Below are 21,927 nucleotides of genomic sequence, written 5' to 3'. Positions count from 1 at the left end.
TTTACCTGATCGCCTCAACAATACATATTAACCGAGAAAAGTATTCACGATAAAGCCTGAGCTCAGCCAAAGAGATTATAAGCAACCAAAGAGCTTATAGAATTCGCTCTTGTTGTAACTCTTCGACTAATTCCTCAAGTGGCTTAGGTCGGCCAATGATGTAGCCTTGCGCATAGTTCACGCCAAGATCGATCAGCTTGTCGATGATCTGCGTGTTTTCAACAAATTCGGCCACCGTGTGTTTACCCATCTGCTTAGCTAAATCATTGATCGAGCGAACCATCACATGGTCCATCTCGTTGACCGCAATATCACGCACAAACAAGCCATCGATCTTCACGATGTCGACCGGTAGTTTCTTTAAGTAACCAAACGACGATAACCCTGAACCGAAATCATCTAAGGCGATCATACAGCCCAACTCTTTAAGTCGCGTGAAGAACTTGATCGCTTGTTTCATGTTGCTCATGGCGGCCGTTTCGGTGATCTCTAAACAGATTTTATGGCACGGTATCGACGAGTCTCTCAAGCTCTCAATCAAGAATTCGACAAATTCTCGATTACCCATCGAATGACCAGAGAGGTTAATTGAACACATGCCAAGTTCATCAATCACTAATGGGCGTTGTTCCAGCCAACTCAATATTTGGCTCACGACTTGGCGATCAATCAGGTGTGCTATGTTGTAGCGCTCCGAGGCTGGCATGAAGATCCCCGGAGAAATATATTCACCCTTGATGTTTTTGATCCGCACCAAGATTTCGAAGTGCATTTTCTCGCTGTCTTTATCTAAACCAAGGATACGTTGTGCAAACAGTTCTAAGCGATCATTAGCCAAGGCTTCATGTACAAGGCTAACGCACTCCATTTCCAAATGACGGCGACGGAGATCTTCGTCATCTAGATGATAAAGGTTATAGCGATTACGCCCTTCCTCTTTAGCAGCATGACAAGCAGCATCGGCCTGAGCGTGTACCATCTGTGGTGAGGCCGCAGTATGGTCAATCAATCGGATACCAATAGAGCTGGTAAGATTAAGGCGAATATCACCCCACAAGAATGGGTTCTCGCTCATCGTCGAAATAATACTGCGACACACATTCACCGCATCTCGCTCAGTGCAATCTTTCATTAATACTGCAAACTCATCGCCCCCCATACGCGCTAACACGGCATTGTATGGCAATACCTCTTCCAGCAGCTTGGCACTGAACATGATTGCAGCATCTCCCGCTTCATGCCCCGCAGTATCGTTCAACACCTTCAGTTGGTCTAAATCTAAGAACAACATCGCATGAGTTCGCATGTGGCTTTCAACTTCTTTCAGCGCCTTTTGCAGCTCTTGTTCAAAGTGGTTGCGGTTGAAGGTATCAGTCAATAAATCGTAACGCGCTTGATACTCTAACTTTTCAGAAAGCTCGTGGGTTTCGGTGATGTCCTCACCAACAATCAACAGTTGATCCGATTCCACTAGCGGACGGATATTTTCACGAATCCAAATGGTGCTGCCATCGGCATGACGATATTCGATATCACGACGCCACACGCCTCGAATTTTATGCTGTGGTTGCAGTAAGATATGACGTGGGATCATCGCGTTTTCATCGACATAAAACTCTCGTGGTCGATGTCCCAATAGCTGATCAAGTGGGTACCCCAGTAGTTCTTCAGCGAACTGGTTCACTTGTTGAATACGGTTATTGCCATCGAGCGTTATCATCATTACTGGTTGTTTGTCGTAATACAGCTTTAGATTGGCTTCACGTTGGAACAGTTTGTTTTCCGCGAGTTTACGTGAGGTGACATCACGCGCTTCAAACAAGAATTGATTATCATCCCCTTCACTGCCCGGCATTGGCTTTAATGAAACATCCAACACCATTGCCCCGCGATCACGACACCACACTTCAGCTTCAAATCGTAAAACCTGATGTTCCTCTCGATAGATGAAATACTCCTTCAACACCTGCCTAGCCGAGTCTTCCCAGTGTTGGTGATGTTGAAGAGGTGTTCCCAATTTATAGCCTTGATTATACAAAAGTTCATGCAACTTGCTGTTGCTCGACAGTAACACTCCACCCTTATCAATAATTCCCATAAATTGCAGGCTTTGATCGAATATCGACTCAAGAAGTAGTTGGCTCTGACGGCTTGTACGTTCACTTTTTTGAAGGCGATTAAGGTAGTACATCAAGGTGACGATCACACATAACATGCTTAAGAAAAGTAGGCCGATCGTACGAATTTCATCGTGATAACGAACCCAAAATGGCTTGGGTTTGTTTAAGAAAGTCACCGATGCTTCATTTTCTGCGCCTAGGTTCCAGCGAGAGATTTGTTGATAGTCGAGTTTAATTTCAGCAGCACCTGGAACCACGGCGCGCAATGGAGCTGATGGGTTATCAAGTACTTCTAAAAGTATGCTTCCAGCCTCTCGACCTTGAATCTTTCCTCCTTGAATCACACCGCCAATAGCGCCATGCCCCAAGCCTAAATCGTTAACCATATAGATAGGTATTTGGCTTTTTTTATTTAATTCACGCCAATCTTCATTGCTAGTCACACGACCGTTGATGTCTCTAAAATAAACCCAGAATAACAAGCCATTACCCGGCTTTGCCTTTTGAGTAAATGCTATCAATTCTTGGTAAGTGTCTGGCGTGTAATGCTTCACAACACCTGACATCTCAGGGTTGTTTTCAAGGAAGATATCAATCTGGTTACGAACAGCCTCGCCAGTGACCGAGTGATCGGTTACCACATGAATTCTTTTTACCGACGTTTGAAGGCGCTTAATCAGTTCGATGTTGCTCGCCATATCGGTGTCTTCGGTTACGCCTGTCGCATTCAACCCTTCAATCATGCCTGGTGAAAAGTTGTTAATTCCCCCAAAAATCACAGGCGTACCCTTTAATTGCGGAGCCAATCGCTTCATTAGGTTCAAAGCGTTGTTATCACTCACGACAACGGCGGCAAAGTCTTCGTGCATCAATTTAGTTCTATAGAGTTGATACACGCGCTCCAAATATTCAGCATTCTGTGTGCGTTTACTATCGAGATATACGACTCGATAAGACAAGCGGGTTCGATCCAGCTCTTCTGCCAACCCTTTTTGGAAACTGTCTGTCCAAAAAAATCCTTGATGGTAAGAGTGAATAACCAACACATCTTTTGTTTGTGCTGAAGTAAAAAAACTCCAACACATCAAAATTAATAACAACGAAAATCGCACTGAATTCACCCTAACACTATAGTTGCTGCTAATATTATCACCCTTGGCTATGATGTGTACTCTAGCTAGTCTGATTTCATTCAATCTAAGGATTCTGCATGTCCACAACCACCGCTCGCCTGGATGACCTAGACCGTGCCATTCTAAAAACTTTAATGGAAGACGCGCGCACGCCTTATGCTGAAATGGCCAAGCAGTTCGATGTTAGCCCTGCGACAATTCACGTTCGAATAGAAAAAATGAGATCGGCTGACATTATTGAGCGTACAGAAGTGGTGGTAAACACTAAGAAGTTAGGTTACGACGTGTGTTGCTTTATTGGCATCAACCTCAATGCGGCCCGCGATTACCATTCAGCCATTGCCAAACTCAATGCTTTAGATGAGGTGGTTGAGGCCTACTACACCACCGGCGCCTACAATATTTTCGTCAAGTTGATGTGTAAATCGATAGAAGAGCTGCAATTTGTATTGATTGATAAGCTGCAAGCGATCGATGAAGTGCAATCAACAGAGACATTGATTTCATTGCAGAACCCGATCAATCGTAACGTCAATCCATAACGCCTATTGGTCTTATTTAAGATGATATACTGTCTCGTCCTAAAATACGTTGACGATTTTAGTAAGCCAGTAACGCAAGTTGCTGGCTTTTTTCATGCATCTTATTTGGCGTATTCATACCTAGGCTGAGATGTGGCCTCATTTCGTTGTACGTATAAATCGACTCTTCAACAAGTGTTTTCAACTCGCGAAGATCTTTGCATTGAGTAAGCAAGAACTCTTGCTTGAGGATACCATTGACCCGCTCAGCTAAAGCGTTTTGGTAACAGTCATAACCATCTGTCATTGATGGTGTTATGCCATACTTTTTAAGTTTCTCTTGATAGAGGTTTGAGCAATACTGAAGCCCTCTATCTGAGTGATGGATTGTCGCATGACAATAACATCGAGTTTTTACCGTCATATCTAAAGCCTTCACAACATCGCTCGCTTTCATTTCATTGCTGACTTCATACCCCATGATTTTACGGCTGAAGGCATCGGTAACCAATGACAAGTAGTGAACGCCCTCATTTGACTGAACATAAGTAATGTCGCTCACCAGAACTTCTTCTGGTTTTGACGGAACGACTTCTTTTAGCAAGTTCGGATGTTTTTTCATCCAGTGCCTGCTGTTCGTTGTTTTGGTATAACTTCGTTTCGGCTTAACGAGTAGGCGCTCTTCCCTGAGGTAATTAAACAAAGCATCACGGCCAAGTTTTATTCCCTTAGCTATCAACTTAGGCTTTAGTAAGAAATAGAGCTTACGAGCTCCCAACCGAGGCATAAACCGCCTTAGTTCAAGCACCATTCCTTTCACAGGAGCAAGCTCAGCCTGACGAGTGGTCTCACGCTTTTCTCTCTGATAGACACACTGACGAGATATATTGAGCAATGAGCAAGCTTTACTTAAGCTTACTTTCTTCTCTTTTTGAAGGCTTCTTGCTCCTTCGCTATATACTTTTTTCTTAGCGACATCCCGTGCTCAGCATCAAGAATATCAACACCCCTATTGAGAAGAAGGCATCTGAGGCGTTCATCTTCAAGCTCTTGTTCTAGTCGTTTTATTTTTTGGACAGGCGTTTCATTCGCTCTCGGTAATTTAGGCATCGCGCTCTTCCTTGGATTGTTTGTCCAATCCAATTTCCCATGCTTTCTTAACCAAGTAAGAACGGTCGAACGACCTTGTATGCCGTAAATTGATTGGGCTTGTTTATAGGTCATGTCGCCTTTTTCGATAGCGTCTACAACCTGTAATTTAAAGCCTAGTGTGTAATCACGCTGAGTGCGCTTAACGTAGTGTTTATTTGGAATGGTCATCATTAGTCCTCAATGTGTAAACACATTTCAGGACGGGACATACAGACAAAAAAAGAGCCTCTAACTAGAGGCTCTTTTCGCTATTAGCTCGTAACAAAGCTAATTAACTCGCAATAAAGCTAAGCAACTACCGCAGTTACGGAAATGATAGCAATTACGCGTTGATTCCCGCATGACGCAGCATCGCGTCGATTTGTGGCTCACGACCACGGAAGCGTTTAAACAACTCCATAGGTTCTTCACTGCCACCCATCTCAAGGATGTTGTTCAGGAAGCGATTACCCGTTTCAGTGTTGAAGATACCTTCTTCTTCAAATGCAGAGAACGCATCTGCCGATAGCACTTCTGCCCATAGGTAGCTGTAGTAACCTGCACTGTAGCCACCAGCAAAGATATGACCAAAGCTGTGTGAGAAACGGTTCCAATCAAGGCTTGGCAGTACTGACACCTTAGACTTCACATCCGCTAGTGTCTCAAGAACACGAGCACCGACTTCTGGGTCATATTCAGTGTGTAGAGTGAAATCGAACAAGCCAAGCTCAAGCTGACGCAGGATAAACATTGCAGACTGAAAGTTCTTCGCTGCTAGCATTTTCTCTAGCATCTCTTTTGGTAAAGCTTCACCTGTTTCGAAGTGACCAGAGATAAACGACAGCGCTTCTTCTTCCCAACACCAGTTCTCTAAGAACTGACTTGGCAATTCAACCGCGTCCCAAGGCACACCATTGATACCAGAAACCGCACCCGCTTCAACTTGCGTCAGCATGTGGTGGATACCGTGACCGAATTCGTGGAATAACGTCACCACTTCATCGTGAGTAAATAGCGCAGGCTTATCACCGACTGGCTTATTGAAGTTACACGTTAGGTAAGCCACCGGCGTTTGTAGTTCGCCAGATTCAGTCATGCGACGACCACGGCAGTCATCCATCCATGCGCCGCCACGTTTGTGTTCACGTGCGTATAGGTCTAGGTAGAAGCTCCCGCGCAATGTTCCAGTCGCATCAAAGATGTCAAAGAAGCGAACCGAGTCATGCCAAGTATCCACGCCTTCACGCTCTGTCACCGACATACCAAATACGCGGTTCAACACCTCAAACAAACCTGAAACCACATTTGATTCAGGGAAATATGGACGAAGCTCTTCATCAGAGATATCGAACAGGTCCTGTTTTTGCTTTTCGCTGTAATAAGCGATGTCCCACAGGTTTAGCTCAGACACGCCAAACTCTTTCTCAGCAAACTGACGTAGCTCTTCTACTTCACGCTCACCTTGTGGTTTGGCTTTCACTGCTAGGTCGTTAAGGAAGCCAAGCACTTGATCTGGCGTTTCTGCCATCTTGGTCGACAATGATTTCTCGCTGTAGGTGCTAAAACCAAGCATGCGAGCAATCTCATGACGCAGCTTAAGTTGTTCTGTGATGATCTCAGTGTTGTCCCACTTGCCTGCATTTGGACCACGATCTGAAGCACGCGTTACATAGGCTTCGTAAAGCTCTTTACGCAAATCTTGGTTATCACAGTAGGTCATCACAGGTAGATATGATGGGATATCTAGAGTCAGTAGGTAACCTTCTTGCTCTTTAGATTCAGCTGCGGCTTGTGCTGCCGCCAGTGCTGATTCAGGCATACCGGCCAGTTCAGCCACATCGGTGATCTGCTTGCTCCAACCCATGGTTGCATCAAGCACGTTGTTTGAGAATTGAGAGCCTAACTCAGACTGGCGCTTGCTGATTTCGCCATAGCGATGCTGCTCGTCGGCTGGTAAGCCAATGCCTGATAATTCAAAATCACGCAGCGCGTCGGTAATGGTTTTTTGTTGAGCTTGGTCTAATGCCGAGAATGCTTCACTCGCCTTGATCGCTTTATACGCTTCAAACAAGCCTTTGTGTTGACCCACCCAAGTGCCATATTCAGACAGCACAGGTAAGCAGCTCTCGTAAGCATCACGCAATTCATCACTGTTCACGACAGAATTCATATGGCTTACAGGTGACCAAATGCGGCCTAGACGATCATCCACTTCTTCAATTGGAGCAACGAGGTTGTCCCAGCTTGGTGAAGTATTACCTTCAAGTACTTGTTCTATCTTGTTGCGACACTCTTCAATCACTTGCTCAACCGCTGGCTTAACGTGCTCAGGCTTGATTTGTGAAAACGGAGGTAAGTCCGTGAAGGTTAATAGCGGATTAGACATATAAACATTCCTTTGGCTTTGGAGACTTTCGTCTTTTTATAATGAGGTCGTCTTACAGTCATCAGGCTAAGGAGCGCCCTAAAAAATCACCTGCGAATAGTTATTAAATAGTGCCCATGAAGGCAAATTTCAATAGTAGAACCAATAACTAACTGCATATAGCTAGCGACTGCTTCTGAATTGTTCGAGAATTTATAGCTCATTGAGGGTTATAATGGTCAGATTAACCCTACCTACACTAACCACACTCTAAAACGAGAGTGTTACGAGAGTTTAATTTGTTAAGTTATCGCCACAGCTTCCACGCGGGCAACCATGCCGACGTAGTAAAGCATATCGTACAGAGCCTTATTCTTAATTCTTTGAAACAGAAGGATAAGCCTTTTGTTTATCATGACACTCACTCTGGTGTAGGTCGTTACGACTTAACGCATGAATGGTCTGAAAAAACCGGTGAATACAAACAAGGTATTGCACGCCTATGGTCGGCAAGTGAAGCGGGCCAACAAGATCTTCCTGAAGACATTCAAAGCTACCTTGAGTCTATCTCAGCACTCAATAATGGCGAGAAACTGCGTTTCTACCCAGGTTCACCACGTGTTGCTCGCGCGCACCTGCGTGACCAAGACCGCATGGTATTAACTGAGCTTCACCCAGCCGATCACCCTCTGCTTGAGCAAGAGTTCCACCGCGATCGTCAGGTGTCTATCTATAAAGAAGATGGCTTCCAACGCTTAAAGGGCAGCCTGCCACCAAAAGAACGTCGTGGTTTAGTTCTGATCGACCCACCTTACGAGCTGGCAAAAGAGTATCGCGATGTCGTGACTGCGATTGCTCAAAGCCATAAACGCTGGGCAACCGGTATCTACGCAATTTGGTACCCGGTGGTAAACCGTTGTGACATCGAAGACATGATCGAAGGCCTTGAAGGCTTAGGCATCAACAAGATTCTACAAATCGAACTTGGCGTATCACCAGACACCAACGAGCGTGGCATGACAGCATCAGGCATGATTGTTATCAACCCACCTTGGAAGCTAGAAAGCCAAATGAATGAAATTCTTCCATTCTTGAAGGAAGCAATTGCGCCGGCAACCGGTCACTTCAAAGTAGAGTGGATCGTACCCGAGTAATCTCAAACTCGATGGCATAGGTTGAAGAATCTTCAATAGACTGTGACATACACGAATAAATTTTAAACAGGGAGATTGAGTTCAACCAATCTGCCCTCAATATAATAATTAGACAATTTAAGAATCTATAGGACGTAGGTATCCAGTGTTCTCACTGTGACTACAGCCTTCAATAAATGGAGAAAGTAATGGCGACTCATTTTGATTACATCTGTATCGGTGGCGGTTCAGGCGGCATCGCATCAGCTAACCGCGCAGCAATGCACGGTGCAAAAGTTGCACTTATCGAAGCTCAAGACCTTGGTGGTACTTGTGTAAACGTTGGTTGTGTTCCTAAAAAAGTGATGTGGCACGGCGCTCAGGTTGCTGAAGCGATCAACCTATATTCAGAAGACTACGGCTTCGACGTTGAAGTAAAAGGCTTCAACTGGGGCAAGCTGGTTGAAAACCGCCAAGCGTACATTGGACGTATCCACGAATCTTACGATCGCGTTTTGGGTAACAACAAAATAAACGTAATCAAAGGCTTTGCTAAGTTTGTCGATGAGAAGACTGTTGAAGTTAACGGTGAGCACTACACAGCTGATCACATTCTGATCGCAGTGGGTGGTCGTCCAACTATTCCAAACATCCCTGGCGCAGAGCACGGTATCGACTCAAACGGCTTCTTCGACCTGATGGAGCAACCAAAGCGTGTTGCGGTTATCGGCGCAGGCTACATCGCAGTAGAGATCGCAGGCGTACTAAGTGCACTTGGTACTGAAACACACCTGTTCTGTCGTAAAGAGTCACCACTTCGTAGCTTTGACCCAATGATCATCGAAACATTGGTTGAAGTAATGGAAGCGGAAGGCCCAACACTTCACACGCATTCTGTACCTAAAGAAGTTGTGAAAGAAGCGGACGGTACTCTGACTCTGCACCTAGAGAACGGCAACACTCAAAACGTTGACCACCTAATTTGGGCTATCGGTCGCCACCCAGCGACTGACGCTATCAACCTAGCATCAACGGGTGTTGCAACCAACGACCGCGGCTACATCAAGGTAGATGAGTTCCAAACGACAAATGTTCCTGGCATCTACTGTGTTGGCGACATCATGGAAGGCGGCATCGAGCTAACACCTGTTGCTGTTAAAGCAGGTCGTCAACTTTCTGAACGCCTATTCAACGGCAAAACGAACGCTAAGATGGACTACGAGCTAGTGCCTACTGTTGTATTCAGCCACCCACCTATCGGCACGATCGGTCTAACGACTCAAGAAGCTGAAGAGAAGTACGGCAAAGACAACATCAAGGTTTACACGTCTGGCTTCACTGCAATGTACACAGCAGTAACCAAGCACCGTCAACCTTGTAAGATGAAGCTTGTATGTGCTGGTGAAGAAGAGACAGTAGTCGGCCTGCACGGCATCGGCTTCACTGTTGATGAGATGCTTCAAGGCTTCGGCGTTGCAATGAAGATGGGCGCAACCAAAGCAGACTTCGACTCTGTTGTGGCTATCCACCCAACAGGCAGCGAAGAATTTGTAACGATGCGTTAATCGCAAATTATAAGATTGAAGACAGAAGCAGGCTTAGGCCTGCTTTTTATTAACCAGTTTGAACAAAAAAAGAACGCACAACACACTGATATGTAAAAAATTATAAAAGATTGTCAAATCTCAGCAAAATCTATAGCTTGTACTTATAGAATCCCGTTCATAATAATTCTTGAACAAGCGACAATGTCAGTAGCCAACACCCATATAACCGATCTTTTCTATCAATTATTGGATCTTTCTGAGGTAGAAAAAACAAAATATCTAAAAGAATTAAAAACACATCAAGTCGAATTATATGACAAGATTTATCCCTTTATCTGCACCTCAAAGCTAGAGCCTATTACGCGCATATTCGGTGTAGGCGCCCTCCAATCTACAAACAAAAAAGCGAACTTTTCTGATACATACATTGATAAGTACCACCTTTCTTACGAAATAGGTCGTGGGGGTATTGGTGTTGTCTATGCTGCCACTCGAGTCGACAAGACATTTCATCAAAATCTTGCCATAAAACTCATTCAACCAACACTGTCTCACCTCATAGATAAAGAGTACTTATTTCACGAAGCACAAGCACTTGCGACGTTGAATCACCCAAATATAACCAAAGTGATGGATGGAGGAACCTATAAGGGCTCTGTTTATATCGTAATGGAGCACATAAAAGGGTGTACCCTCAATGAATACCTTGCTACGTATTCACTGAATAAAACAAAGAAGCTCAGTCTATTTTTAAAGATATGCTCTGCCATTTCACACGCACACAAACACCAAGTTCTGCATACCGATTTAAAGCCAGAAAATATATTAATCGATTGTGAGGGGCACCCTAAGATACTCGACTTTAATTTAATGAGAGGAATCAGTGACCAGTTGTCTGCTTTCCCAATCACAATCAATGCCTACAGCCGTGACTACGCTAGCCCAGAGCAAATCAGCGGAAGCCCACCCACAATCCAATGTGATATTTACGCTCTAGGAAAGATCTTAAGTTTCATATTTCCTAAACTACCGATAAGTCAGAGTGACCTAAACTGCATAATTCAAAAAGCGACACGAAGCCACGCCTTACTTCGCTATTCAAGTACCAATGAACTTTACAACGACATTAAGCAGATAATCGCTTGCCGCCCAATCACAGCATACCAAGACCAACCATTCTATGCTGCTCTGAAGCTATGCCAACGCCGTCCGGTTCAATGTGCTTTGTCTACCGTGCTCATTTGGTGTGGTGTAGGTTTCTACACTCCTTTGATCAAAAAAAGCCAGCAACTTCAAATAGAAAAGCGCGCTTCTGAAAGGGTCACAAAGCAATTTGTCCGAACACTGTCTCTAATAAAAGAAAGCCCTAAATCAAAAGCATCGATCAATACAGTACTTAAACATACCCATAAAGCTGTTTTAGGCGATCCTGGTATACCAACAAAAACAAAGAAGAAATTGTTACGGATAATTTCCCCACGAACAATTAGGGCCGAATCAACAAAAGGAAACTGCTAACCATGAGTACCCAACTGACTGATATAGAATCCATTGTGAGCGATTGGAAAGCAGGACATAAAGAAGCAGAACAAAAACTCTATCATTTCGCTTACTCACACCTTTATTCACTCGCTCAAGATGAACGAAAAAGAAGTATAAGCAAACATGAACAAAGCTATTGGGTATCCTGGAGTAGTATCAACAATACAACGGCGTTGGTTCACGACGCTTACCTAAAGCTCTCTTCTGCCGATACCCAATCAATAAAAGACACTCGTGACTTTTTGTTGCTGGCAGCAAAAATAATGCGACAGATACTCATTGATAATGCGCGACGACAACAGGCAAAAAAACGACAACAACCCACATCAATCACCCATCAAGAACAAGTGCACTTTGAGAAACTAATCATTATGGATCAAGTGGTTGAAAATTTTACATTGAATTACCCAAGACAATCGAAAGCATTCAAGTTGAAATACCTCATGGGCCTTCAAACTCAAGAAATTAGCCAACTTCTAACCTGCAGTGATAGCTTAATTGAAAAAGACTTAAAATTTTCTCGCTTCTGGTTAACGAAAAAAATAAACACGCATCACAACCCAATTTATTGAAATTAAATTTACGATCTTTCGCTATAATTTCGCATCTTGTGAGATGAAGATAATATGTGTTGACGAAATTATTCAAGGCTTCGGCGTTACAACAAAAATCAATTGACCTCGTGGTTGATTCGATTGCCACTAGATAAACCAGAAGCTGTGCTTCTGGTTTTTTTCATTTTTACCCCAAATGAACCTTCAAACAACCATCAACGTAGATACAAAAACGAAGACCTATCTAGAACAGTAATGGAGTTTGTAATGAATCTACTAATTGAATCATTTGAAGGCGGGATCTACTTGGCTTACCAAATCATTGGCGAGCACAAGCAATTGATCAAAGACAACCACCAGCACCCAATGAAGTTTTTGAGCGTCAATCAGGCGCGTGACCACTTTAGTGACCAAGGTGTAGCATCGGCGACGCTTATCCATAACAGCGCTTATGATGAAATGTGCGGCGAGCATTGTGGCAACACACAACCGTTCGAGATTGATTTGAAGTGGAGTTAAATCAACTTCAAATCAATCGTGATAAAAATTGAAAGGCTTGCATCGATGCAAGCCTTTCTTATTGGGAGTAACTTCTCTCTACACTCAAATCAACGCGATGTTCGTTGTTGCCTACGTTTAATGTTTTGCTCTTTGACAATAAAGTCGAACAGTGGAGCGAACAGGTTGGCGAACAAGATGGCTAGCATGATGCCCTCTGGATAAGCAGGGTTAAGCACTCGAATACCTACCGTCATAACACCGATAAGAATCCCGTAAGCCCATTTACTGTTATTGGTGAAGGCTGCTGATACAGGGTCGGTCGCCATAAAGAACGTACCAAAGGCGACACCTCCCAAAACAAAATGCCAATAGAAGGGCATCGAAAACATAGAATTGGTTTCGGATCCGATCCAGTTCATCAAACTAGAAGTCACCACAAGGCCAATAATGACTCCAGCAACAATACGCCAAGAGGCAATATTCATAAAAATTAGAATCAAACCCGTCAGCATGATCAACAGTGAAGAAACCTCACCCATCGACCCCGGAATATTACCGATAAACGCATCCATCCAAGTTATCGCCTCGCCAGTCATATTGTTGATTAGCGAAGTACTGCCACCTTCATACCATTGACTCAAAGGAGTTGCACCTGAATAGCCGTCAGCTGCCACCCATACTAAGCCTCCCGACATGTTGGCCGGATAGGCAAAGTAGAGAAATGCACGACCTGCGAGTGCGGGGTTGAGGAAATTGCGACCGGTTCCACCGAACAACTCTTTGGCGACAACAATACCAAAAGTTATCCCTAGAGCAGCTTGCCACAACGGAATGGTCGGCGGGAGGATTAGTGCAAACAGCACCGAGCTAACAAAGAAGCCTTCATTAACTTCGTGCTTGCGAACGACAGCGAACAACACCTCCCAGAAACCACCGACGACAAAAACCGTGGCGTAAACGGGTAAAAAATAAAGAGCACCAAGCAGCATCTGGCTACCCCAACCGCTTGCCATCAATGATTGTGCATCCCCAAATGCCCACGACAAGCGCCAACTACTCTCAATCAGAGAGGCGAGTTCATTCAATTGATAACTGGATGTTAGCGCCGAAACACTCTGATGCCCGACGTTGTACATTCCCCAGAACATGGCTGGGAAGGTCGCTAACCACACTAGAATCATGATGCGCTTGAGATCGATGCTGTCTCTAACATGGGTCAGGCCTCGGTTTACGTTGCCGGGCGTATAAAATATGGTGGCGAACGCTTCATACACTGGATACCATTTTTCATACTTACCACCCGCTTCGAATTGAGGGGATACGTCCTCTAACCACTTATTCAATTTCATATCTTTATAACCTCATTTATGTGAGTCAATGGCAATACGAAACAAATAAGGTTAGAGAGCAATTTGCATAGTCCACCTTCATAAAGCGAACCTTTAACCAACTATTTCCTATGAGTCTCTGAGAAATAATCAAGAACCAAACTTTGGGGAGAAGATCACACATCATTTTTCCCTGAACATTTCTCAAAAATGCGACTCGTTAGCTCATTTTTTCATATGCAATTGATAAAAATATCGAAAAAGCATCTAAAATTCTTATAGAATGCGCGCATAATAAAAAACATAAAAAAGATCAGTTGTGCAAAATAAAAGCAGTGGTTCCACTGAGGTTTTTTATCACCTCATGGATCTCTCCGACGCGGAAAAAAGTCTCTATTTAGAGCGACTAGAGCAAGAACAACCCAGCTTATATCAGCAAATACTTCCTCTCATTAACGAAGTATCCTCAGAGCAGATCACATCACTGCTCGGCTTTCACGCACAACAAGCAACAGGATCCGAACTTAGCCTCACCGACACCTTAGTCGATAAATACTACATATCTCATGAGCTCGGTCGCGGTGGTATGGGAGTTGTCTATTCAGCCAGTCGAGCAGATAGGACCTTTGAACAAGACTTAGCGATCAAATTCATACAGCCAGCTCTTTCACATATTTTAGGTGAGCATGCTCTATTCCAAGAAGCGCAATTACTCGCACATTTAAACCATCCATGTATAGCCAAAGTGTTTGACGGCGGAGTCTACGAAGAGTCGGTCTACATTGTGATGGAACGGGTTGAAGGGGAAACACTTTCTCTGTACTTACAGAATCGTTCTTTCAGTGAAAAACAAAAGCTCAGTTTATTTAAAGAAATTTGTTCAGCAATTGAACATGCCCATCAGAAACAAGTACTGCATGCTGATCTCAAGCCTGAAAATATCTTAATTGACCCTTTGGGTTCACCTAAGATTCTCGACTTCAATCTAACCCAAAAGGTCAAACAACCTGCACCCCACCAAAGCTCAGATGCCTCCATACTAACAGCCTACAGCAAGGCCTATGCCAGCCCAGAGCAGATTGCAGGTCACTTCTTAACTCAACAAAGTGATATTTACTCACTGGGTAAGGTTCTAGCATTGATTTTTGACTCTTCTTCAAACTTAGATATTAATCTAATTGTAGAAAAAGCGACAAACCACGAACCTTATCGTCGCTATGCCAGCGTAAGTGAATTGCGCCAAGATATAGTACGTATCTTAGAGTTCCGCCCCATTTCTTTGAGAGAGAAGCAGCCGCTCTATTCATTAGCAAAGCTCTTAAAGCGGCGTCCGGTGCAGAGTGCTCTAACGATCCTATTACTGCTGTCAGGCGCCACATTTTCAACAGCGATATTCCATAAGAATGTCCAGCTACAAAAAGAAAAGCTAGTCGCGGAAGAGATGATGTATGAAGTGACGAGCCTGCTGTTTCATGCCAAAGGCAGTGATGCAGCAAAAATGTCAGTAGGCACGATGCTTGAACTCACTAGACGTCGGATATTATCAAACCCTGATTTACCCAAAGACGTTAAACAAAAAATGCTATTAGCCATGCTGACGCCATCACCTGAAAAGTCCGTGATTAACAAAAATAAAGAAAAGTCATCCAATAATTAATTATGAAAAAAATACTTCTCCTACTGATAACTCTCTATTCAACAAGCCTTTACATTCGTGCTAATGGTAGCGAACCTCTCACCGGGTATTTTATTGATTCCCCAGTATCAGGGCTTTACTACGAAACCAGCTCCAATCTTTCGGGCACCACTGATAAAGGGGCATTCCAATACAATTCAGGTGATATCGTCAGCTTTTTTATTGGCACCGACAATTCGGGTTACTTGCTGACAACGCTTTCTGGCCAGGAGGTAATAACACCAACCCTCTCGTCAACTCGTCCAAGCCGCAGCATCAACATGACTCGTTTACTTCTATCGCTTGATGATACTCCAGAACACCGTGATGAAATCATCTTAGCGAGTAAAGTTTTATCTGACGTAGAGTTTCAAAAGAAGCTCAAAAATCTCGACTTAAGCTACTTAGATGCTCAAGAATTAGGCATTGATCTTGTTTCAGTCAAAGAAGCTGCAAGACACCTCAACCAGAGCCAAGAATACATCAAGAATAACTTTGCCTCGGAGGAAATCATTTTTTCTCCGAAAGACAAAGTGCTTCATAATATTATTATTGCTAAGAAAGACTATGCCGGACGCGCCTGCTTTTACGACTTAGCTCATCACACTAATCCAAAATACAAAGGTCCGATTGGAGAGCTTAGCTACCAAATCACAGACACAGAACTCATTCAGTTCCCAGGAACCGGCGACTATTTTAACGGATGTAACCTGCGCCCTTACCAGACACCCCAGAAGATCATTCGCGAGCCATTATCCAACAGCGATGGTTGGACAGGCTTTACCAGTTGCGCTCAAAAAGGCTGCACACGCCATGATTTGAGTGGATTCTCAATTGAAGACTACAACGATGAAGGGGACTGGAAGTACCGTACCGTTGCATTGGATTTTGATACAGAAACTGAGCTATTGATGGAAAAAACCCAAGGTTTAGGACAGAAAGAACACATCCGTCATTCAAACAAAGCTGAGATGATTTGGTTTACCTATACCAATGATCGCGGTAATCACATCCCATATGAAGGTGTTTGGCAACATACTCAATATCAACAAGCCGACATCATAAATGAGTGCCTACTGATCAAAGATAAACGCATTTTTCTTGGCCCAAGCGACACTGAGACATGCTCAACAAACCCCCAGAAATACACGCAAGAGGTTACAGAAAAATTTGGAGATATGTGGTGGCTGACTAACCCAGAGCCTACAACTTCTCTTGCCCAGATGAATGTCACCGTGCGTTGGTATGACTCAGTACCACAGCAGCATTTCACCGCATGGGAATATTTACCTGCGGGTCAAGATTGGGACCAAGGCATACTCTATAGATTCAAACAAAAAATTTCACTAAACCCTGATAAATCCCATAATATCAGCACCCTATCAGTTTCTGAATTTACCAAGGTGAGGTCTAACAGCTAATGGCAACTGCAACTGCAACTGCAACTGCAACTCCAGATATCACACAAATCATCCAACAATGGCAATCCGGCGATAAAAGTGCCGAAACCGATTTATATCAATTTGCTTACTTACAACTAAGACACATTGCTCAACAAGAACGGTCTCGCAGCGCCCAAAAATATGGTACTGATAATCAAGTACTGAGCGACAGCATGAACAGCACGACTGCTTTGATTCATGATGCTTACCTGAAGATCTCCTCGTCTGACCTTCAATCGATCAAAAATAAAAAAGGCTTTTTCCTTATGGTTGCAAAAGTGATGCGCCAGATTTTAATCGATAATGCTCGCCACCTTCAGGCAAAAAAACGCCAACAGATAACCATACTGAGCGACAGCCAAGACGATAGGTTCGAGCAATTAATGATCATGGATAAAGCGATAGATAACTTCAGTATTCATTATCCACGGCAGTCTCAAGCCCTCAAGCTCAAGTACTTAATAGGTTTGAAAAATAGAGAGATCAGCGAGCTCCTAGAGTGTAGTGCAAGTCTGATTGAGAAAGATCTCAAGTTCTCTCGCTGTTGGCTACAGAGCAAATTGGTATAACGCATGAAAAAACGTGTATCTCTTGTTGTGTTAGTTGGGTGTAGTAGTTTGTTTGGGCTTCCATCATGGTTAGCTTCACAAGAACCGTCCACTCAGTCATTGTTAAAAGAAACCAAGTCATCGTTATCCGACCCGGCGTTCTCTAGGACTGGCTCAAACGAGGCAGCTTCCACTCCATCGAATGATTCAGAAGCATCCCTAAAGACTTTCATTGAAAGTAAACCAAAACAGGCGCTCAAGGTCGTGGCTACCTCTGCATTGACTGCCACCGTAGAGCCAGAGTTTTTACGAGAAGAATTCATACCAATTGACACTGTTACTCAAACGTTGATTGTGTCAAATGAAGGCGAACGAACAGACCGCAATCAAAAACCACGAGTAAACTCAGCGATCCAACAGAGTATTCAACACGAAATCAATCAATGGCCCTTAACGGAAAACTCTCCGATTAACCACTCGGTTGATATTACAGGACTATTTGAAGATCCTGATGATGACCTACTGACGACACAAATCGCCGTTAATCATCCGAAGTTCTCTGTTTCGAATCTCGGTGGAAAGACAAGCATCCAAGGCACCCCGAAAGCAGGTGAGGCGCCAACTCAGCTTATTGCTCGCGCCAAAGATAATTACCATGGTTCAGAAGAGAATGCATGGGTTACGACCAGCTTTTCTCTCCCTTCAATCTCTTCAAGGCTAGAGGAAGATGGCTTGCACCCTTTGATTGGTGAAACTTGGTATCGACTGGAAACCAGCCATCGATTTGCAGGCAAAACTTACAATTATGAAAAGGTATACTGCGAAGCTTTTAAGTTCATCAATGATGAAGTGTTCTTCGCATCTTCGAACACCTTAACCACCTGCCCAAATGAATATGAACTGCGGAAAGTGGGGAGTTATTATGTTGATGACGACACTATTATCGCCTCTAGCACCCAGTCAATATTTGACAATGACATGAGCTGGAAAATCTTAGAGACGTACCCAAGTCACCCTACTTTCACCACCGCTCATGTGGCACAAGTGAAAATGAACAATGACTATGAAACTTATACGCTCGCCTCAAAAACTCAAATAGAACAGCGTATAAATACCACAACAGGCTTAGAAGCGCTGCAGATGACTATGCAGAACTACATGTATCTCGCCAACGATGGCCAATACTACCTTGGTTGGTATGGCATGCACATTGGTAATTACCAACTAAAAGACCCCACCTGGCCGGACAAGATGGATGGCGACCTCAATATACAGTCTTACAATACAACGGTTATTTGCGAAGATTTACTCAACAAGTTTGATCACTATTCTATCGGCGGGCAAGGGGTGTACGGTGAGATCATCGGACAAACCATCGGTGAGGCCTATGAACCTATCGAGTGTGATGAGCAGCCATTGGGCAACCTTCAATACTCTTACTTTGATGTCGACTTTCTCGAATTCGATGAGTTCAAGCATGGCGAAGTATTTAGCATCATACTTCGCCCTAAGCTCGAGTGGCGTCATAAGGTTGAAGAGATCAAACTCAATGTTCAATATCTAGACCCTAACGCCTAGAAGTTCCAAAGAGCCTGTAAGCCGGTACTGAATATATAAGTATCGGCTTCAGGTAAGGTCGCATTTTTTTGTTCTGTTACGTAATCTGTACACACTCCATCAACCATGGTTTTACAATACATGGTCATCACAGTTTCAGTATCCGATTGGAAGCGTTTCTCATAACCAAACACCGCATACCAATCCAATGTAACCCCTACATCATTTCATAACTCACCGTTCCTTCGACATCCGCTCGATAACGACAGTCGTAAACTCGAAACCTATAAATAAAATCAAATATATTTTATGGATTTTTTCAGAATTTACGTGTGTTGATAAAACGGTCTATACCCAGTAAAACATTCACCAGGGAAATATAAAACTCAAAACAATAAGCAAACAGAGCTTGGCTAGAGCTCTTTACAAAGGATATGACATGAAAAAAGTTAGTTTACTAGCAGCGTCAGTGGCTTTCGCCCTAACAGGCTGTGGTGGTTCAGATGGTGATTCAACTTCGCCTTCTCCGAGCGGTGTAACAATTACAGGTTTTGATGGTTACTTTAACCAAGCGGTTGTGTTTGATGATAAAAACAACAATGGCGTTTTGGACATTGGATCTGACGTTATTTTCGGTCTTACTAACGACCAAGGCCAAATTGAGATATCTGGCGACGTTTCAGGTGCACTAGCACTTCAAACACTAACACCTAGCGGTGCAGTGCAAACTGCACTTGCGAACCACGATAGCAGCAAATACGCGGGCAAATACACAATCGATATGGATCACCCAGCTCAAGCAATGGCTCATGAGCTTGTGTTCCGAGCTCCAACTTCATCGGATGTAATCTCTCCAATTACCGATTTAGTTGCGATTGAAATGGCAAAAGGCACAGACGCTGCGCCAGTGACTGAAGAAGAAGCAGTAGCGATTGTTAGCACAGCTTTAGGTGGCACAGAAGAAGCGCCTATCGACCCTTACTCTGATTTCGTTTCAGGTGCTGATGCAAATGCTGAACTACACAAAACAGCACAGATCCTAACGGAATCGAAAGCGGCTAACCCTACTACTTATGTAGAAAAATCCGAGCAGTTTGCAAAAAAAGCAGATGCGATCGTTGATACGCTAACTCCAGCACAACTAGCAGACAACGATTTAAAACCAGTTATTGGAGATAATGCAGCTCCTGGTGACGATCTTGACCCTGTTGTTGTAGCCAACAATAAGCTGGTTGTAACAGCAAGCGTTTTAGAAACAGAGCAAGGTAAAATCTCAATACTAGAAGAGAATGGTAGCTCATCAAATATCGTTCTTGATATAACGGGCTTATTTGTTGATAAAGACCAAAACCTAATCACACCAGTTGTTACTCACAACATCCCAGCAGCAAGCGGTATTGTTGTCACTCTAACAGATAATACTCTGACTCTATTCGCATCAGATTACATCAATGCTTCTGGTGACTTTGAAGTTACTTTAACGGCAGAAGATAAAAACTTAACACCGGAAGTCGTTGGCTCTGCGATCGCGACTTTCAACGTTAAAATTGAAGCTGCGAACCAAGTTCCTACTGTTGACCATGCGGAATATAATGTTTTACAAGCTGAAATTAGCAACTGGCAGCTAGAGGTTGGCGTTCCATTCGAACAAACCATCAATATTGTAAACCTATTCACAGACAAAGATGGTGACATTGTTTCTTACCGTACTGGTGCTATGACAATCCCAGGGCTAACTGTATCTCCACAAGAAGGTACGAACCCAATCATTACCATTTCGGGTACGCCAACCAAAGCAACGGCTGCTGACGCTTCTGAAGCATTCATGGTTGGTGGTGTTGATAACGAAGGCGCTGCAGCTTACCAAGAAATGTTGATACCTAAAGTCGCTGAAGGTGTGGTTCCAGAACCAAACCTTCACCCTCTAGAAGGTAAGACTTGGTACATGCTAGAGCACGGTAGTTCAAACGGTGAAAATGAGCAGAACTACGCAAGCATCTGGTGTGATTCAATCAAGTTTGAAGACGGCATTGTACTAGGCAACGTAAGAAGCATCGCAAATAAAACAAGCTGTTCTGCTGCTGATACTCAAACTGAAAATGCAACTTACGAAGTTATCGACGGTAAGCTTTTTGCGACATTTGAGTTCGTAGAAGATGGACAAAACCTAGTTGAAACCTTCCAAGTCGAAGTGTTTGAAGACGCAGATGATATTTCTACTGGTGCTAAAACAATCATTCACCGAATGAAAGACTCTACTGAAGATTCAGCAGAACGATACACATATTTCAGCAATAAAGCAGACATCGAAAAGCGCATCAATGTGACATCTGAAATGTCAGGTGATGAGCGCGGCTTTAACGCTTACTTACCAGCAGAAGCAGACATAACTTACAACCTTGGCGTTATTACTTTATCGCTAACTGAAGATATAAGTAACGGTGATGAAGGTACTATGGACGCAAATTTATACTTTGATGTTCCAAACAATGATTTTACATGTAAAACCGTTAAAGAATTCTTCTCAGGCTTTTACTTCACAGGTGAAGATATTGATTCACTGCAATCTAAAGAGTTCAATAGCACACCGATTGAGTGCTACACAAATGAAGAAAACGGCGTCAACTATGCATCTGTTGACTTTGACTTACCAGCACTAACTGTTAATAACGTATACAGCGTAATTGGTAAGGTAAAAGACAGCGATAGCGAATACCTAGAAGCAGTTAAATTCAACATTGAATGGACAGGCATATCTAACAAAGACTAACGGAACACATTGATGTCAATACCCCGCTCCGGCGGGGTTTTCATTCCCACAGCCAATACG

At 43.6% G+C, this 21,927-nt stretch carries 16 protein-coding genes; 11 read left to right on the top strand and 5 right to left on the bottom strand.

The genetic code is table 11. The features are described 5' to 3' along the window. Window positions 1-94: 94 nt before the first annotated feature. Window positions 95-3,205 carry an EAL domain-containing protein gene (locus tag AC3CH4_RS00315; protein ID WP_488543124.1) on the bottom strand — a complete coding sequence of 1,037 codons (3,111 nt, stop codon included), beginning with the start codon at window positions 3,203-3,205 and terminating at the stop codon, window positions 95-97. 125 nt (window positions 3,206-3,330) lie between these two features. Here AC3CH4_RS00315 and asnC point away from each other — a divergent pair, with 125 nt between their 5' ends. Then, entirely contained in the window at window positions 3,331-3,795 is a 465-nt protein-coding gene (gene asnC, locus AC3CH4_RS00310) for a transcriptional regulator AsnC (RefSeq protein WP_004735550.1), read from the top strand. Window positions 3,796-3,853: 58 nt separating this feature from the next. Here asnC and AC3CH4_RS00305 read toward each other — a convergent pair. Both AC3CH4_RS00305 and prlC read right to left on the bottom strand, forming a co-directional pair. Further along, a protein-coding gene (locus AC3CH4_RS00305; protein ID WP_488543605.1) for an IS3 family transposase occupies window positions 3,854-5,094 on the bottom strand; the annotation gives its coding sequence in 2 pieces (ribosomal slippage) (window positions 3,854-4,722 and window positions 4,722-5,094; 1,242 coding nt in all). Window positions 5,095-5,248: 154 nt separating this feature from the next. Beyond that, window positions 5,249-7,291, bottom strand: coding sequence for an oligopeptidase A (gene prlC / locus AC3CH4_RS00300; protein ID WP_488543123.1), 2,043 nt, complete (start codon window positions 7,289-7,291; stop codon window positions 5,249-5,251). A 278-nt stretch (window positions 7,292-7,569) separates the two neighbouring features. On the opposite strand from prlC, the gene AC3CH4_RS00295 reads away from it, so the two are divergent. The 5 genes from AC3CH4_RS00295 to AC3CH4_RS00275 all read left to right on the top strand — a co-directional run bounded on the left by AC3CH4_RS00295 (window position 7,570) and on the right by AC3CH4_RS00275 (window position 12,565). Continuing rightward, window positions 7,570-8,424 carry a 23S rRNA (adenine(2030)-N(6))-methyltransferase RlmJ gene (locus AC3CH4_RS00295; RefSeq protein WP_029222664.1) on the top strand — a complete coding sequence of 285 codons (855 nt, stop codon included), beginning with the start codon at window positions 7,570-7,572 and terminating at the stop codon, window positions 8,422-8,424. Between the two features lie 188 nt (window positions 8,425-8,612). Continuing rightward, the gene (gene gorA, locus AC3CH4_RS00290; protein ID WP_054548012.1) at window positions 8,613-9,968 is read left to right on the top strand and encodes a glutathione-disulfide reductase; all 1,356 of its coding nucleotides are present in this window, start codon (window positions 8,613-8,615) and stop codon (window positions 9,966-9,968) included. Window positions 9,969-10,151: 183 nt separating this feature from the next. Then, window positions 10,152-11,468: a serine/threonine-protein kinase gene (locus AC3CH4_RS00285; RefSeq protein ID WP_488543122.1), complete on the top strand. Its 1,317-nt coding sequence runs from the start codon at window positions 10,152-10,154 to the stop codon at window positions 11,466-11,468. 2 nt (window positions 11,469-11,470) lie between these two features. Then, window positions 11,471-12,064 carry an ECF-type sigma factor gene (locus AC3CH4_RS00280; protein ID WP_488543121.1) on the top strand — a complete coding sequence of 198 codons (594 nt, stop codon included), beginning with the start codon at window positions 11,471-11,473 and terminating at the stop codon, window positions 12,062-12,064. Between the two features lie 249 nt (window positions 12,065-12,313). Continuing rightward, window positions 12,314-12,565 carry a DUF6482 family protein gene (locus AC3CH4_RS00275; RefSeq protein WP_171313169.1) on the top strand — a complete coding sequence of 84 codons (252 nt, stop codon included), beginning with the start codon at window positions 12,314-12,316 and terminating at the stop codon, window positions 12,563-12,565. A gap of 89 nt (window positions 12,566-12,654) precedes the next feature. Here the strand turns inward: AC3CH4_RS00275 and AC3CH4_RS00270 are convergent, their stop codons facing one another. Continuing rightward, complete coding sequence (locus AC3CH4_RS00270; RefSeq protein ID WP_488543120.1) at window positions 12,655-13,896, bottom strand: NADH:ubiquinone reductase (Na(+)-transporting) subunit B; 1,242 nt, start codon at window positions 13,894-13,896, stop codon at window positions 12,655-12,657. Window positions 13,897-14,239: 343 nt separating this feature from the next. Here AC3CH4_RS00270 and AC3CH4_RS00265 point away from each other — a divergent pair, with 343 nt between their 5' ends. The 4 genes from AC3CH4_RS00265 to AC3CH4_RS00250 are packed head-to-tail and all read left to right on the top strand — an operon-like array spanning window position 14,240 to window position 19,118. Then, window positions 14,240-15,532, top strand: a complete 1,293-nt coding sequence (locus AC3CH4_RS00265) for a serine/threonine protein kinase (protein ID WP_473577541.1) — start codon at window positions 14,240-14,242, stop codon at window positions 15,530-15,532. A gap of 2 nt (window positions 15,533-15,534) precedes the next feature. Further along, window positions 15,535-16,971: a chromosome partitioning protein ParA gene (locus AC3CH4_RS00260; protein ID WP_488543119.1), complete on the top strand. Its 1,437-nt coding sequence runs from the start codon at window positions 15,535-15,537 to the stop codon at window positions 16,969-16,971. Continuing rightward, entirely contained in the window at window positions 16,971-17,561 is a 591-nt protein-coding gene (locus tag AC3CH4_RS00255) for an ECF-type sigma factor (RefSeq protein WP_473576553.1), read from the top strand. The genes AC3CH4_RS00260 and AC3CH4_RS00255 overlap by 1 nt, the downstream gene beginning before the upstream one ends. 3 nt (window positions 17,562-17,564) lie before the next feature. After that, complete coding sequence (locus AC3CH4_RS00250) at window positions 17,565-19,118, top strand: hypothetical protein (protein WP_488543118.1); 1,554 nt, start codon at window positions 17,565-17,567, stop codon at window positions 19,116-19,118. Here the strand turns inward: AC3CH4_RS00250 and AC3CH4_RS00245 are convergent. Beyond that, entirely contained in the window at window positions 19,115-19,306 is a 192-nt protein-coding gene (locus AC3CH4_RS00245) for a hypothetical protein (protein ID WP_488543117.1), read from the bottom strand. The genes AC3CH4_RS00250 and AC3CH4_RS00245 overlap by 4 nt on opposite strands. A 230-nt stretch (window positions 19,307-19,536) precedes the next feature. Here AC3CH4_RS00245 and AC3CH4_RS00240 point away from each other — a divergent pair, with 230 nt between their 5' ends. Further along, window positions 19,537-21,867: a hypothetical protein gene (locus AC3CH4_RS00240; protein WP_488543116.1), complete on the top strand. Its 2,331-nt coding sequence runs from the start codon at window positions 19,537-19,539 to the stop codon at window positions 21,865-21,867. Window positions 21,868-21,927: the final 60 nt, after the last annotated feature.

Source organism: Vibrio sp. QJM3NY_26 (assembly GCF_057786005.1).
This window is presented reverse-complemented; position numbering and strand designations above follow the sequence as displayed.